At 70.2% G+C, this 12,890-nt stretch carries 12 protein-coding genes; 10 read left to right on the top strand and 2 right to left on the bottom strand.

Annotation, left to right across the window (positions count from 1 at the left end; translation table 11 throughout):
* The first annotated feature begins 10 nt into the window (after positions 1-10).
* Together ACFQ9Z_RS08595 and ACFQ9Z_RS08590 are read left to right on the top strand one after the other, a co-directional pair.
* A complete protein-coding gene (locus tag ACFQ9Z_RS08595; RefSeq protein WP_383012899.1) occupies positions 11-1,555 on the top strand; it encodes an RNA polymerase sigma factor in 1,545 nt (514 codons plus the stop codon).
* 121 nt (positions 1,556-1,676) lie between these two features.
* Positions 1,677-2,537 (top strand): serine protease, encoded by an 861-nt coding sequence (locus ACFQ9Z_RS08590; protein ID WP_383012896.1) that lies wholly within the window; start codon positions 1,677-1,679, stop codon positions 2,535-2,537.
* A gap of 100 nt (positions 2,538-2,637) precedes the next feature.
* On the opposite strand, the gene ACFQ9Z_RS08585 is transcribed toward ACFQ9Z_RS08590, so the two are convergent.
* The gene (locus tag ACFQ9Z_RS08585) at positions 2,638-2,868 is read right to left on the bottom strand and encodes a hypothetical protein (RefSeq protein WP_383012893.1); all 231 of its coding nucleotides are present in this window, start codon (positions 2,866-2,868) and stop codon (positions 2,638-2,640) included.
* Between the two features lie 440 nt (positions 2,869-3,308).
* Between ACFQ9Z_RS08585 and ACFQ9Z_RS08580 the strand changes: the two genes are divergently transcribed.
* The 6 genes from ACFQ9Z_RS08580 (at position 3,309) to ACFQ9Z_RS08555 (ending at position 10,261) form a co-directional block, all read left to right on the top strand.
* Entirely contained in the window at positions 3,309-5,432 is a 2,124-nt protein-coding gene (locus tag ACFQ9Z_RS08580; protein ID WP_383012890.1) for a type IIA DNA topoisomerase subunit B, read from the top strand.
* 278 nt (positions 5,433-5,710) lie between these two features.
* Positions 5,711-6,232 carry a DUF1453 domain-containing protein gene (locus tag ACFQ9Z_RS08575; protein WP_383012887.1) on the top strand — a complete coding sequence of 174 codons (522 nt, stop codon included), beginning with the start codon at positions 5,711-5,713 and terminating at the stop codon, positions 6,230-6,232.
* A complete protein-coding gene (locus tag ACFQ9Z_RS08570) occupies positions 6,229-7,380 on the top strand; it encodes a sensor histidine kinase (protein ID WP_383012884.1) in 1,152 nt (383 codons plus the stop codon). The genes ACFQ9Z_RS08575 and ACFQ9Z_RS08570 overlap by 4 nt, the downstream gene beginning before the upstream one ends.
* Positions 7,377-8,057, top strand: a complete 681-nt coding sequence (locus ACFQ9Z_RS08565; RefSeq protein ID WP_383012881.1) for a response regulator — start codon at positions 7,377-7,379, stop codon at positions 8,055-8,057. Before ACFQ9Z_RS08570 ends, ACFQ9Z_RS08565 begins: the two co-directional genes overlap by 4 nt.
* A 69-nt stretch (positions 8,058-8,126) precedes the next feature.
* A complete protein-coding gene (locus ACFQ9Z_RS08560) occupies positions 8,127-8,672 on the top strand; it encodes a DUF485 domain-containing protein (protein ID WP_383012878.1) in 546 nt (181 codons plus the stop codon).
* Positions 8,669-10,261, top strand: coding sequence for a cation acetate symporter (locus ACFQ9Z_RS08555; protein ID WP_383012874.1), 1,593 nt, complete (start codon positions 8,669-8,671; stop codon positions 10,259-10,261). Before ACFQ9Z_RS08560 ends, ACFQ9Z_RS08555 begins: the two co-directional genes overlap by 4 nt.
* Positions 10,262-10,335: 74 nt before the next feature.
* On the opposite strand, the gene ACFQ9Z_RS08550 is transcribed toward ACFQ9Z_RS08555, so the two are convergent.
* Positions 10,336-11,028, bottom strand: coding sequence for a response regulator (locus ACFQ9Z_RS08550; protein WP_383012871.1), 693 nt, complete (start codon positions 11,026-11,028; stop codon positions 10,336-10,338).
* A 158-nt stretch (positions 11,029-11,186) separates the two neighbouring features.
* Between ACFQ9Z_RS08550 and ACFQ9Z_RS08545 the strand changes: the two genes are divergently transcribed.
* Both ACFQ9Z_RS08545 and ACFQ9Z_RS08540 read left to right on the top strand, forming a co-directional pair.
* Positions 11,187-12,002: an ABC transporter ATP-binding protein gene (locus ACFQ9Z_RS08545; protein WP_143636761.1), complete on the top strand. Its 816-nt coding sequence runs from the start codon at positions 11,187-11,189 to the stop codon at positions 12,000-12,002.
* The gene (locus ACFQ9Z_RS08540; RefSeq protein WP_383012867.1) at positions 11,992-12,855 is read left to right on the top strand and encodes an ABC transporter permease; all 864 of its coding nucleotides are present in this window, start codon (positions 11,992-11,994) and stop codon (positions 12,853-12,855) included. The genes ACFQ9Z_RS08545 and ACFQ9Z_RS08540 overlap by 11 nt, the downstream gene beginning before the upstream one ends.
* The last annotated feature ends 35 nt before the right edge of the window (positions 12,856-12,890 follow it).

Below are 12,890 nucleotides of genomic sequence, written 5' to 3'. Positions count from 1 at the left end.
GAGGTTGTTCGTGTCGGCCAGCACATCCCGTACGCTCCCGCCGGAGATCGCCGAGTCCGTCTCTGTCATGGCGCTCATCGAGCGGGGAAAGGCTGAGGGGCAGATCGCCGGCGACGATGTGCGTCGGGCCTTCGAAGCCGACCAGATTCCGGCCACTCAGTGGAAAAACGTACTGCGCAGCCTCAACCAGATTCTTGAGGAAGAGGGTGTGACGCTGATGGTCAGTGCAGCAGAGCCCAAGCGCACCCGAAAGAGCGTCGCGGCGAAGAGCCCGGCCAAGCGCACCGCCACCAAGACGGTCGCGGCGAAGACGGTGACCACCACCCGGAAGGCCACCGCCACCACGGCCGCCCCGGTCGCGCCCGCCGCTCCGACCGCCGACGAGCCCGCGGAAGAAGCCGCACCCGCCAAGAAGGCCGCAGCCAAGAAGGCGACCGCGAAGAAGGCGACGGCGAAGAAGGCCGTCGCCAAGAAGACGGCCGCCAAGAAGACCGCGGCGAACAAGGACGACGCCGAACTGATCGAGGACGAGGTCCTCGAGGACACCAAGGTCGCCGACGAGCCCGAGGGCACCGAGAGCGCGGGCTTCGTCCTGTCCGACGAGGACGAGGACGACGCTCCGGCCCAGCAGGTCGCAGCGGCCGGCGCCACCGCCGACCCGGTCAAGGACTACCTCAAGCAGATCGGCAAGGTCCCCCTGCTCAACGCCGAGCAGGAGGTGGAGCTGGCCAAGCGCATCGAGGCGGGTCTGTTCGCCGAGGACAAGCTGGCGAACTCCGACAAGCTCGCCCCGAAGCTCAAGCGCGAGCTGGAGATCATCGCCGAGGACGGTCGCCGCGCCAAGAACCACCTGCTGGAGGCCAACCTCCGACTGGTGGTCTCCCTGGCCAAGCGCTACACCGGCCGCGGCATGCTCTTCCTGGACCTCATCCAGGAGGGCAACCTGGGTCTGATCCGCGCGGTCGAGAAGTTCGACTACACCAAGGGCTACAAGTTCTCCACGTACGCCACCTGGTGGATCCGCCAGGCGATCACCCGCGCCATGGCCGACCAGGCCCGCACCATCCGTATCCCGGTGCACATGGTCGAGGTCATCAACAAGCTCGCGCGCGTGCAGCGCCAGATGCTCCAGGACCTGGGCCGCGAGCCCACCCCGGAGGAGCTGGCCAAGGAACTCGACATGACCCCGGAGAAGGTCATCGAGGTCCAGAAGTACGGCCGTGAGCCCATCTCGCTGCACACCCCGCTGGGCGAGGATGGCGACAGCGAGTTCGGTGACCTCATCGAGGACTCCGAGGCTGTGGTCCCCGCCGACGCGGTGAGCTTCACCCTGCTGCAGGAGCAGCTCCACTCCGTCCTGGACACCCTGTCCGAGCGGGAGGCGGGCGTGGTCTCCATGCGCTTCGGCCTCACCGACGGCCAGCCGAAGACCCTCGACGAGATCGGCAAGGTCTACGGCGTGACGCGTGAGCGCATCCGCCAGATCGAGTCCAAGACCATGTCGAAGCTGCGCCACCCGTCGCGTTCGCAGGTGCTGCGCGACTACCTCGACTAGGTCCCGGCACCGCGGCACCGAAGGCCCGGCACCCCTCGGGGGCCGGGCCTTCGTGCTGCGCGTCACGGCGGACTGAATGACTCTGGGTGTTCCAGTACCGCTCCCAGAGTGAGGAAGCCGCATGCGTCGTTCGATCGCCCGGGCACTGATCGGGCCACTGGCCCTTGCGGCCGCGATGACCGCCATACCGCTGACCACCTCGGCGTCCGCGGCCCCCGAAGGCGTGGTCGTCGGTGGATTCCCGATCGACGTCTCGCAGGCCCCGTGGACCGTGGCACTGTCGAGCCGTGACCGGTTCGGGGGTACGCGGGCGGGACAGTTCTGCGGCGGCGTCGCGGTCTCGCGGACCACCGTGCTCACCGCGGCCCACTGCATGGCCGACGAGGTCCTCGGGGCGCCCCCGGACCGGGTGCGCGACCTGCGGGTCATAGCGAGCCGAACGGACCTGCTCTCCACCAAGGGCAAGGAGATCGCCGTCCGGGGCGTTCAGGTGAACCCGCGCTACGACCCCGTCGCCAACTCCGGCGACTTCGCTGTGCTCACCCTCGCCGAGCCGCTGCCCGGCCGTGCCGTGGTGGCGATGGCACCGGAGGGCGATCCCGCGTACAGGCCGGGAACACGCGCCCTGGTCTCCGGCTGGGGAGACACCACGGGCGGTGGTGCGTACCCGAACCGCCTCCACGCCGCACACGTGCGGGTGCTGGCGGACGATGTCTGCGCCCGTGCGTACCCGGACGGCCCGGAGGGGACCTACCGGGCCGACACCATGCTCTGCGGAGGAGAACCGGCCGGCGGTCCGGACGCCTGTCAGGGCGACAGCGGGGGCCCGCTCGTGGCATCGGGCCGGCTGATCGGACTGGTGTCCTGGGGAAGCGGATGCGGGCAGCCCGGAAGCCCCGGGGTGTACACCCGGGTGTCCGACATCGTCCAGGGCCTGGGAAGGGCTGCCGCGGGGCTCCAGCGGCCCCACAGGGGCTCCTGAGGGTTCAGCGGGGGTATGAGCACGGGCGGCCGCTCCTGGGAGAGGAGCGGCCGCCCGTTCACCGGCCTGTGCCGGGGCTGGCTCGTCGTGATTGCGAGATTCAGCGCTCTTCGTCGCTCGCAGCACCCGGGGCGGACGTCAGCCGCTCCGTCTCGTCCTGTATCTCAGCGGCGATCTTCTTGAGTTCCGGCTCGAACTTGCGCCCGTGGTGGGCGCAGAAGAGCAGTTCTCCGCCGCTCAGCAAGACGACGCGCAGGTATGCCTGGGCGCCGCAGCGGTCGCAGCGATCGGCGGCCGTCAGTGGGCTCGCGGGGGTCAGAACAGTAGTCACGTCGCCTCTTCTCTAGCTCGACGAGCTGTCGTACCTGGGTCAACATCCAACCAGCCCCAAAACGTTCCCGCTCGTGGCTTTTCCTCGAAAAAATCTTTCGGGGCGGCTGTCTGCTGCCGGGTGGCGGCGAATGTGCCGTAGTGCGTGTCTTGGGTGCTTTACGGGTTCGCGCTGTATCCGGTCTCGGTCCTCCCGGCCGGGTTGCCGGTTGTTCATGAGGACGTGCCCGGAGCCTAAATGGTTCATGCCTCCAAGGGAACGTGATGTGGACTTCACTCCATCGAAGGATCGAACATCCATGCGACCGTGGACTAGGGTGAGATTTCGACGAGGGTGGCGTTACAACGGCTCTACCAGGCCTCGGTACCCTCTGAGCGGCAACCGAAGCCACCCCCTTACCCATGAGGGGGTCACCTGAAATTCAGCGAGGAGCGAACCGCGTGACCGCCGATACGTCCGTGCCGTCCACAGCGCTGCTGGCAGGAGCAGACCGGGACGGTTCCAACTACACCGCGCGGCACCTGCTCGTCCTCGAGGGCCTCGAGGCCGTGCGGAAGCGCCCGGGCATGTACATCGGGTCGACCGACAGCCGCGGTCTGATGCACTGTCTCTGGGAGATCATCGACAACGCAGTGGACGAGGCCCTGGGCGGCTACTGCGACCACATCGAGGTGATCCTCCACGACGACGCCTCCGTCGAGGTGCGGGACAACGGCCGCGGCATCCCCGTCGACGTGGAGCCCAAGACCGGCCTTTCCGGCGTCGAGGTCGTGATGACCAAGCTCCACGCCGGCGGCAAGTTCGGCGGTGGCTCCTACGCCGCCTCCGGTGGCCTGCACGGCGTCGGCGCATCCGTGGTCAACGCCCTGTCGGCCCGCCTCGACGTCGAGGTGGACCGCGGCGGCAACACCCACGCCATCAGCTTCCGTCGCGGCGTCCCCGGGGCTTTTCGCGGGAACGGCGCCGAGGCCAAGTTCGAGCCCGGGAGCGGCCTGGCCAAGAGCAAGAAGATCCCCAAGTCGCGTACCGGCACGCGCGTGCGGTACTGGGCGGACCGGCAGATCTTCCTGAAGGACGCCAAGCTCTCCCTGGAGACGCTGCACCAGCGTGCCCGGCAGACCGCGTTCCTGGTGCCGGGCCTGACCATCATCGTCCGGGACGAGTTCGGACTCGGCGAGGGCGGCAGCAAGGGCGAGGAATCCTTCCGCTTCGACGGCGGCATCAGCGAGTTCTGCGAATACCTGGCGAGCGACAAGGCGGTCTGCGACGTCCTCCGCTTCTCTGGGCAGGGAACCTTCAAGGAGACCGTCCCGGTCCTCGACGAGCACGGCCAGATGACCCCGACCGAGGTCGCGCGTGAACTCGGCGTCGACGTCGCGCTGCGCTGGGGCACCGGCTACGACGCTAAGGTGCGGTCGTTCGTCAACATCATCGCCACGCCCAAGGGCGGCACCCACGTCGCCGGCTTCGAGCAGGCCATCACCCAGACCATGAACGAGGTCCTGCGGGCCAAGAAGATGCTCCGGGTCGCCGAGGACAACATCGTCAAGGACGACGCCCTCGAGGGCCTCACCGCCGTCGTCACGGTGCGCCTGGCCGAGCCGCAGTTCGAGGGCCAGACCAAGGAGGTCCTCGGTACCTCCGCGGCCCGCCGGATCGTGAACAACGTGGTCAGCAAGGAGCTGAAGGCGTTCCTGACCTCCACCAAGCGGGACGCGGCCGCCCAGGCCCGGGTCGTGATGGAGAAGGTCGTCGCCGCCGCCCGCACCCGGGTCGCGGCCCGGCAGCACAAGGACGCGCAACGACGCAAGACCGCCCTCGAGTCCTCGTCCCTGCCGGCCAAACTCGCCGACTGCCGCAGCGACGACGTGGACCGCAGCGAGCTGTTCATCGTCGAGGGTGACTCGGCTCTCGGCACGGCGAAGCTGGCCCGCAATTCCGAGTTCCAGGCGCTGCTGCCCATCCGGGGCAAGATCCTCAACGTGCAGCGGTCGTCGGTCACCGACATGCTCAAGAACGCCGAGTGCGGTGCGATCATCCAGGTCATAGGGGCGGGCTCGGGCCGCACCTTCGACATCGACGCGGCCCGCTACGGCAAGATCATCATGATGACCGACGCCGACGTGGACGGCTCGCACATCCGCTGTCTGCTGCTGACGCTGTTCCAGCGCTACATGCGGCCCATGGTCGAGTCCGGGCGCGTCTTCGCCGCGGTGCCGCCGCTGCACCGCATCGAGCTGATCCAGCCGAAGAAGGGCCAGGACAAGTACGTCTACACGTACTCGGACCGCGAGCTCCGCGACAAGCTCATGGAGTTGCAGAGCAAGGGCGTCCGGTACAAGGACTCCATCCAGCGTTACAAGGGCCTGGGTGAAATGGACGCCGACCAGCTCGCCGAGACCACGATGGACCCGCGCCACCGCACCCTGCGCCGGATCAACCTCTCCGACCTGGAGGCCGCCGAGCAGGTCTTCGACCTGCTCATGGGCAACGACGTGGCGCCGCGCAAGGAGTTCATCTCCGGTTCGGCGGCGACCCTGGACAGGTCGCGGATCGACGCGTAGCCGCAGCACTCGGCCAGGCAGGCCGGTCCGCCCGAGGTGAGCGGACCGGCCTGCCGCCATGTGGTCCTCCCCGGCGGGGAGGCCGGGGATCCCGGGGTCCCCATCGCGGAGGGGACCGGCCGGCGTGCGGTCTCCACCCGCGGGTGGAGACGGTCCGATCTCCGGATTCCACCCTCGGTCCACCCCCGCTCCGATCTACCGACCGGCGGCTTTCCGTAGCTTCGATGGTGTCGGCTGCACGTGCTCCCGACACGATCTTCTCGCCCACGGAGGCAGTGATGTCCGGGTTCGTCAACGCGCTGGTGATCGTGGCCGTCGTCGCTGTGGTGATCGTGCGGCAGTTCCGCGCCCGCGCGATCAGCACGGATCGGCGCTGGTGGCTGCTCCCCGTGATCCTCGCGGTGGTGACCCTGCGCGAACCCGGCATACTCGACGACCACCGCCCCACCGCCTCGGTGGCCCTGCTCGCCGTCGAACTGCTCATCGCCGCGGTGACGGGTGCCGGCTGGGCCTGGACCACGCGGATCTGGACCGAGCCGGACGGAGCCGTGTGGACCAGGGGCACCAAGGCCGGCGCCGCCGTCTGGATCGCGGGCATAGCCCTGCGAGCAGGCGTCTTCGCCCTCGGCGTCGCGTCCGGCGTGCACCAGGACGGCTCCGCGCTGGTGCTCGGCCTCGCCGCCATGCTGCTGGTGCGCGCCGGGGTCGTGAACTGGCGGGCGCAGTCCCTCGGCGCCTCTGACCGCCCGGCCCCCGCGTACGGTCACGGCATGCGGCTCGCCTGGAAGGAGCGCGTGTGACGGAGCACGCTCTGACCCGCTGGCCCACCCGGGAGGCACTCGCCAAGGCGGGCGCCGGCCGGCCCCGGCGGATTCTCGCCCGAGCGGTCCGGGTCCTGGTACTCGCCCTGCTGCTGTGGGCCGCCTTCAGCCAGGGACACGTGGGCGTCTGGGGCGCGCTGGCGGCCGTGGCGGGCGTCCTGCTGGCCGGCCTCGTCTCCTGGGCGTTCTTCCGCACCACCTACGACCACCGGCTGGTGCCTTCGCTGGCCCTCATGGCGGTGCTTCTGGGTATCGCCGTCGCGGCCGAGGCCACCGGGTTCAGAGGTCCGGCCCTGGTGATCTGGTGCGGCTGCGGAGTCTCCGCCCTGGAACGGCTGCCGCTGGGCGCGGCACTGCCGGTGACGTCCGTGGCACTGGCCTCGTTCTCCGCGTTCAACAACGATGTGTGGCTCACCACGGCCGCCACGGTGGTGGGCATGGCCCTCGCCGGATACGTCCTGCGGCTCGACGCGGAGGCGCGGGGCGGCGCACAGCGGCTGCTCGCCCAGGAACGCGCCGCCCGGGCCGCCGAGGCGCAGTCGGCGGCGCTGGCCGAGCGGGCGAGGATCGCCCGGGAGATCCACGACGTACTCGCGCACAGCCTCTCGGCACAGCTCGTGCACCTGGAGGCCGCCAGGCTGCTGATCGAGCGCGGCGCCGACCGGGACCAGATCCTGGAGCGGGTGGTGGCCGCCCGAGGCATGGCCCGCGACGGCCTCGCCGAGACCCGGCAGGCACTGAGCGCTTTGCGCGGCGAGCTGACCCCGCTGGAGGAGTTTCTGACCGGGCTCGTCAGTACGGCCGAGGGCGCCGATGTCACCGTCACGGGTGAGCGCAGACCCCTGCCGGCCGAGGCGTCGCAGGCGGTCCGCCGGGTCGCCCAGGAGGCGCTGACGAACGTCCGCAAGCACGCCCAGGGAGCCAAGGTGCGGTTGCGGCTCGACTACGGCGAGCACGAAGTGACACTGGGGGTGCGGGACTCGGGCGGTCGTCCGGGAGAACTCACCGGATCCGGCGGCGGGTACGGTCTGCGGGGGATGCGGGAGCGAGCCGAGCTGCTGGGCGGATCGCTCGACGCGGGGCCGGACGAGGAAGGGTTCGTGGTGACGCTGAAGGTGCCCGTATGACGGAGCCGGGGGAGAAGAAGCCTGCCCGTGTCGTGGTCGCCGACGACCAGACCGTGGTCCGGGAGGGCATCGTGATGCTGCTGGGTCTGCTGCCCGGTCTGGAGGTCGTGGGATCCGCCGGGGACGGCGAGGAGGCGGTGCGCCTGGTCGCCGAACTGGCTCCGGACGTGGTGCTCATGGACCTGCGAATGCCCCGCTGCGACGGAGTGGAGGCCACGCGCCGGATCCGCTCGGAGTACCCGGGCACCCAGGTGGTGGTGCTCACCACCTTCGGGGACGACGATTCGCTGTTCCCCGCGCTGCACGCGGGAGCCCGCGGCTATCTGACCAAGGACGCGGGAGGCGACGAGATCGTGCGGGCCGTGGAGAGCGTTCTGTCGGGCGAGGCGGGCCTGTCGCCGAGCGTCCAGCGCCGGCTGCTGGAGAGACTGTCCGAGCCCGCGCCCGCCGCCGCCGTGACCGAGGCACCCGACGGGCTGACCGCGCGGGAAGCCGAGGTACTGGTGCTGATCGCCGAGGGTCTGACCAACCAGGAGATCGCCCGCCGGCTGCACGTCTCCACGGCGACGGTGAAGACCCACATCAACAATCTCTTCGCCAAGACGGGCCTCAAGGACCGTGCGCAGGCGGTGCGTTACGCCTATGCGAAGGGACTGGCGCGGCCTCCCGTGGCATGAGTCACCTGATGGGGTGAAGTGCCCCGGGAAGAGAAGTCACGGATCTTCCCGGTCTGTCCATCCTTGGGCATGCAGTCAAGCGATGGTCGTGCCCGGGGAGCCGGGGACGGTGCCGGGAGTTCGGCCGGCAATCACGAAGACCACGGCACGGCTTCCCGCGAGGTGAGGTACGAGGACCCCTGGTACGACTCCCTGGCCTCCGGCTGGGGCGAGGACGGCGCCGGCACGCCGGCCCGGGCCGTACCGGCCCCGCGCGGGGAGCGGGACACGGAGACGGCCCGCGCCCGCGACGTGTACCTCGAGGTGCAGCGAAGCGAGGCCTTCCAGGAAGTGCGCGGCAGGTACCGGAGGTTCGTGGTGCCGGGTGCCGCCGTCTTCCTCGTCTGGTACGTGGGGTACCTGGTCATCGCCACGACCGCTCCGGGACTCATGGCCCGGCCGGTGACGGGTGCGGTGAACGTGGGGATGCTGGCCGGGCTCGGTCAGTTCCTCAGCACCTTCCTGCTCACCTGGGGCTACGCCCGGCACGCCCGGCTGCGCCGGGACCGGCTCGCGCTGGAACTGCGCTGGGACACCCAGGAACTGACCCGTGGAGCCCGGGGAGGCGCAACATGACCGGCGACCATCAGACACTGGCGCTGCTGCTGTTCATCGGGTTCGTGGCCGTCACCCTGGCGATCACGACATGGGTGAGCCGCAGGCGACAGGGTTCCGCGGAGGAGTTCTACGCCGGCGGGCGGTTGTTCTCCCCGATGGAGAACGGTTTCGCGGTCTCGGGCGACTATGTGTCGGCCGCCTCGTTCCTCGGGGTCACCGGGCTCATCGCGCTGTACGGGTACGACGGGCTGCTGTACGTGGTGGGCTTCCTCGTGGCCTGGCTGGTCGTGCTGTTCCTGGTGGCGGAACTGGTGCGCAACTGCGGGCGGTTCACGCTGGCCGACGTGGTCGCCGCGCGGATGAGCGAGCGGCCGGTGCGGATCGCGGCGGGAACCTCCTCGGTCACGGTGTCCGTGCTGTACCTGGTGGCCCAGATGGTGGGCGCCGGCAGCCTGGTGGCACTGCTGCTGGGGCGCACCAGCGGGACGGCCCAGACGTGGGCGGTCATCGCGGTCGGCGCCCTGATGGTGACCTACGTGTCGCTGGGCGGGATGCGGGCCACCACCTGGATCCAGATCGTGAAGGCGGTGCTGCTGCTCGGCGGGACGGTCGCGCTGACCGTGCTGGTGCTGGTGCGCTTCCACGGCGACGTGAACCGGCTGCTGGTCACCGCGGCGGCCCGCAGCGGCCACGGGGACGCGTTCCTGGCGCCGGGTCTGAAGTACGGCGGGAGCTGGACCGCCCGCCTCGACTTCATCAGCCTGGGGCTGGCCCTGGTGCTGGGCACGGCGGGACTGCCGCACATCCTCTCCCGCTTCTACACCGTGCCCACCGCGCGGGCCGCCCGCCGTTCCGCGGTGTGGTCCATCGGCCTGATCGGCGCCTTCTACCTGATGGCGATCGTGCTCGGGTTCGGGGCCGCCGCCGTGGTCGGCCCGGAGGCGCTGCGGCGCTCGAACGCGGCCGGTAACACGGCGATGCCCCTGCTCGCCCTCGATCTCGGCGGGGGTGTCGGATCCACTGGCGGAACGGTGCTGTTCGCGGTGGTCGCCGCCGTCGCCTTCGCGACGATCCTCGCGGTGGTCGCCGGGATCACGCTCGCCTCCTCGGCGTCCGTGGCGCACGATCTGTACGCCTCACTGCGGCGGCCGCGCACCACGGCGCGCGGCGAGGTCGCCGTGGCCCGTGCCGCGGCCGTGGGCATCGGCGTCGTCGCGATCGCGCTCGGTCTGCTGGCCCGCGACCTGAACGTCGCCTTCCTCGTGGGTCTGGCCTTCGCCGTGGCCGCGTCGGCGAACCTGCCGGTGCTGGTGTACTCGCTGTTCTGGCGCGCCTTCACCACGCGTGGTGCGGTGTGGGCCGTGTACGGCGGGCTGGTCCCGGCTCTCGTGCTGGTGCTGCTGTCCCCGGTGGTGTCCGGCAGCCCGGGATCGCTCTTCCCGGACATCGACCTGCAGTACTTCCCGCTGCAGAACCCGGGCATCGTCTCCATCCCGCTGGGCTTCCTGGCCGGTTGGCTGGGCACGGTCACCTCGGACGAGGTCGCCGACGAGGCCAGGTACGCGGAAACGGAGGTCCGCTCGCTGACCGGCGCGGGCGCCGTGTAGCAGGGGGCAGGGGCGGACGTACCGCGCGGCAGCCGACGGTCACCGGCGCCGGCCGTGGCTCGGCGGCCCCGCGCCTACGGCGCCACCCACGCGTACCGGTGTTCCGGGCGGCCGGTGTCGCCGTACTTCAGGGACAGGCTGAGGCGGCCCGCCTGTTCCAGGTGGCGGAGGTAGCGCTGGGCCGTGGAGCGGCTCAGGCCGGTGCGCGCCGCGACCTCGTGCGCGGACAGCGGCTGGTCCGCGCGGTGCAGCACACCGCAGATGAGGTCCGTGGTGGGTTCCGAATGGCCGCTGGGCAGGCCCGGGGCGGACGGCGCGGTCGAGGTGCGCAGCGCGCCGAAGATCCGGTCGACCTGCTCCTGGCCCGTCAGCCCCCGGCCGCCGACCCGGTCCATGGTGCGGCGCAGGGCCGCGTAGGAGTCCAGCCGGGTGCGCAGGGCGGCGAACGTGAAGGGCTTGACCAGGTAGTGCAGCGCGCCCAGGCGCATGGCCCGCTGGACGGTCGCCACATCGCCGGCCGCCGTGATCATGATGACGTCGGTGCCGTGCCCCAGCTCCCGCATGCGGTGGACGAGTTCGAGACCGGTCCCGTCCGGCAGGTAGTGGTCGAGCAGGACCAGGTCGATGGCGGCGCGTTCGAGGGCGGCCAGTGCCTGGGCGGCACTGTGTGCGCGGGCGGCCACCCGGAAACCGGGAACCTTTCCCACGTACTTCGCGTTTATCTCAGCGACGCGGAAGTCGTCGTCCACGACCAGGACGTCAATCATCGGGCCTCTCCTCCAAGGCCGGCGAGCGTTAAGCCCGTGTTTCGGCTCCGCAGTTGTAACGCGAGCAAAATGAGCACAACAGGTGCTTGCGAGCAAAAGAACGGCATGTGCTCACAAGACTGCTGCTGTGGCGGGGGCCACATCTACCGTCCCGGGCCATGAGCACAGACACCAGCCCCGCCATCGAGCTACGGGGCGCGAGCAAAACCTTCAGGACCCCGTCGGGGGGTCTGCACACGGCCGTGCGCGGCCTGGACCTCACCGTGCAGCGCGGCGAGTTCGTGGCCGTCGTCGGTCCGACCGGCTGCGGGAAGTCCACCACGCTGACCCTGGTCAGCGGCCTGGAGGAGCCCAGCGAGGGCGAGGTGCTGGTGGCCGGGGAGCCGGTCGACGGGGTCGGTGACAAGGTCGGTTTCGTCTTCCAGCAGGACGCCACCTTCCCCTGGCGAACGGTGCTCTCCAACGTGATGGCCGGCCCCCGTTTCCGGGGCGTGCCCAAGGCGGAGGCCAAGGAGAAGGCACGCGAGTGGCTGGCCCGGGTCGGCCTCGCGGCCTTCGAGGACCGCTACCCGCACCAGCTCTCCGGCGGCCAGCGCAAGCGCGTCGCCCTCGCCGCCACCTTCGTCAACGACCCCGAGATCCTGCTGATGGACGAGCCGTTCTCGGCGCTCGACGTGCAGACCCGGGCACTGATGTCGGACGAACTGCTGGAGCTGTGGGAGGGCACGGGCGCCTCGGTCGTCTTCGTCACCCACGACCTCGAGGAGTCCATCGCGCTGGCCGACAAGGTCGTCGTGATGACCGCGGGGCCCGCGACCGTGAAGCACGTCTTCGACATCGACCTGCCCAGGCCGCGCAAGGTCGAGTCGATCCGGCTCGAGCCGCGGTTCATCGAGATCTACCGCGAGATCTGGGAGTCGCTCGGCGAAGAGGTCCGCATCACCCGGGAAAGGGGTGCCGCCAATGTCGCCTGAGGTGCTCAGCACACCGGTCGTCGACACGGTGAAGGCTCCGGGCCGCGCGGAGTCACGGGCCCAGGCCGCCCGCAGACGCAAGGTGGTCGTCACCGCCGCGCGGGTGCTCCTCCTGGTGGTCGTGCTCGGCCTGTGGGAGGCGCTGTCCCGGGCCGAGGTCATCGACCCGTTCAACTTCTCTATGCCCTCGAAGATCTGGGACCAGATCAGCACCTGGGTGATGCACGGGACGGCACAGGGCTCACTGGGCGAGCAGGTCTGGTACACGCTGCACGAGGCGCTGCTGGGCTGGGGCATCGGCGTCGTCGCCGGTGTGGTGTTCGGTATCGCTCTTGGCCGGATCGCCTTCCTCGCCGATGTCCTCGGCCCGTACATCAAGGTCCTCAACTCCCTGCCCAGGATCGTCCTGGCGCCGATCTTCGTGATCTGGTTCGGCCTGGGGCCCGCCTCCAAGGTCGCGTCGGCCGTGGTGCTGGTGTTCTTCCCGGTCTTCTTCAACGCCTTCCAGGGCGCCCGTGAGGTCGACCGCAACCTGGTCGCCAATGCCCGCATCCTCGGCGCGAGCGACCGCAAGGTGACGCTTCAGGTGGTCGTCCCGTCGGCGACCTCGTGGATCTTCACCAGTCTCCACGTCAGCTTCGGCTTCGCCCTCATCGGCGCCATCGTCGGCGAGTACATCGGCGCCACGAAGGGCATCGGCCTGCTCGTCGCCGCGTCACAGGGCACCTTCAACGCCGCCGGCGTCTACGCCGCGATGGTCATCCTCGCGGTCGTCGCGCTCCTCGCCGAGGGCCTGCTGACCTTCGCCGAGCGACGCATCTTCCGCTGGAAGCCGGCGGGCTCCGACCGCTGAGCCCGGCCCGCCCGGCGCTGTCGTGAACCCGTAGC

The sequence above is a fragment of the Streptomyces sp. NPDC056580 genome, from assembly GCF_042793175.1.
GTDB lineage: Bacteria > Actinomycetota > Actinomycetes > Streptomycetales > Streptomycetaceae > Streptomyces.
Note: the sequence above shows the minus strand (reverse complement) of the source record. Positions and strands in the feature narration are given on the sequence as shown.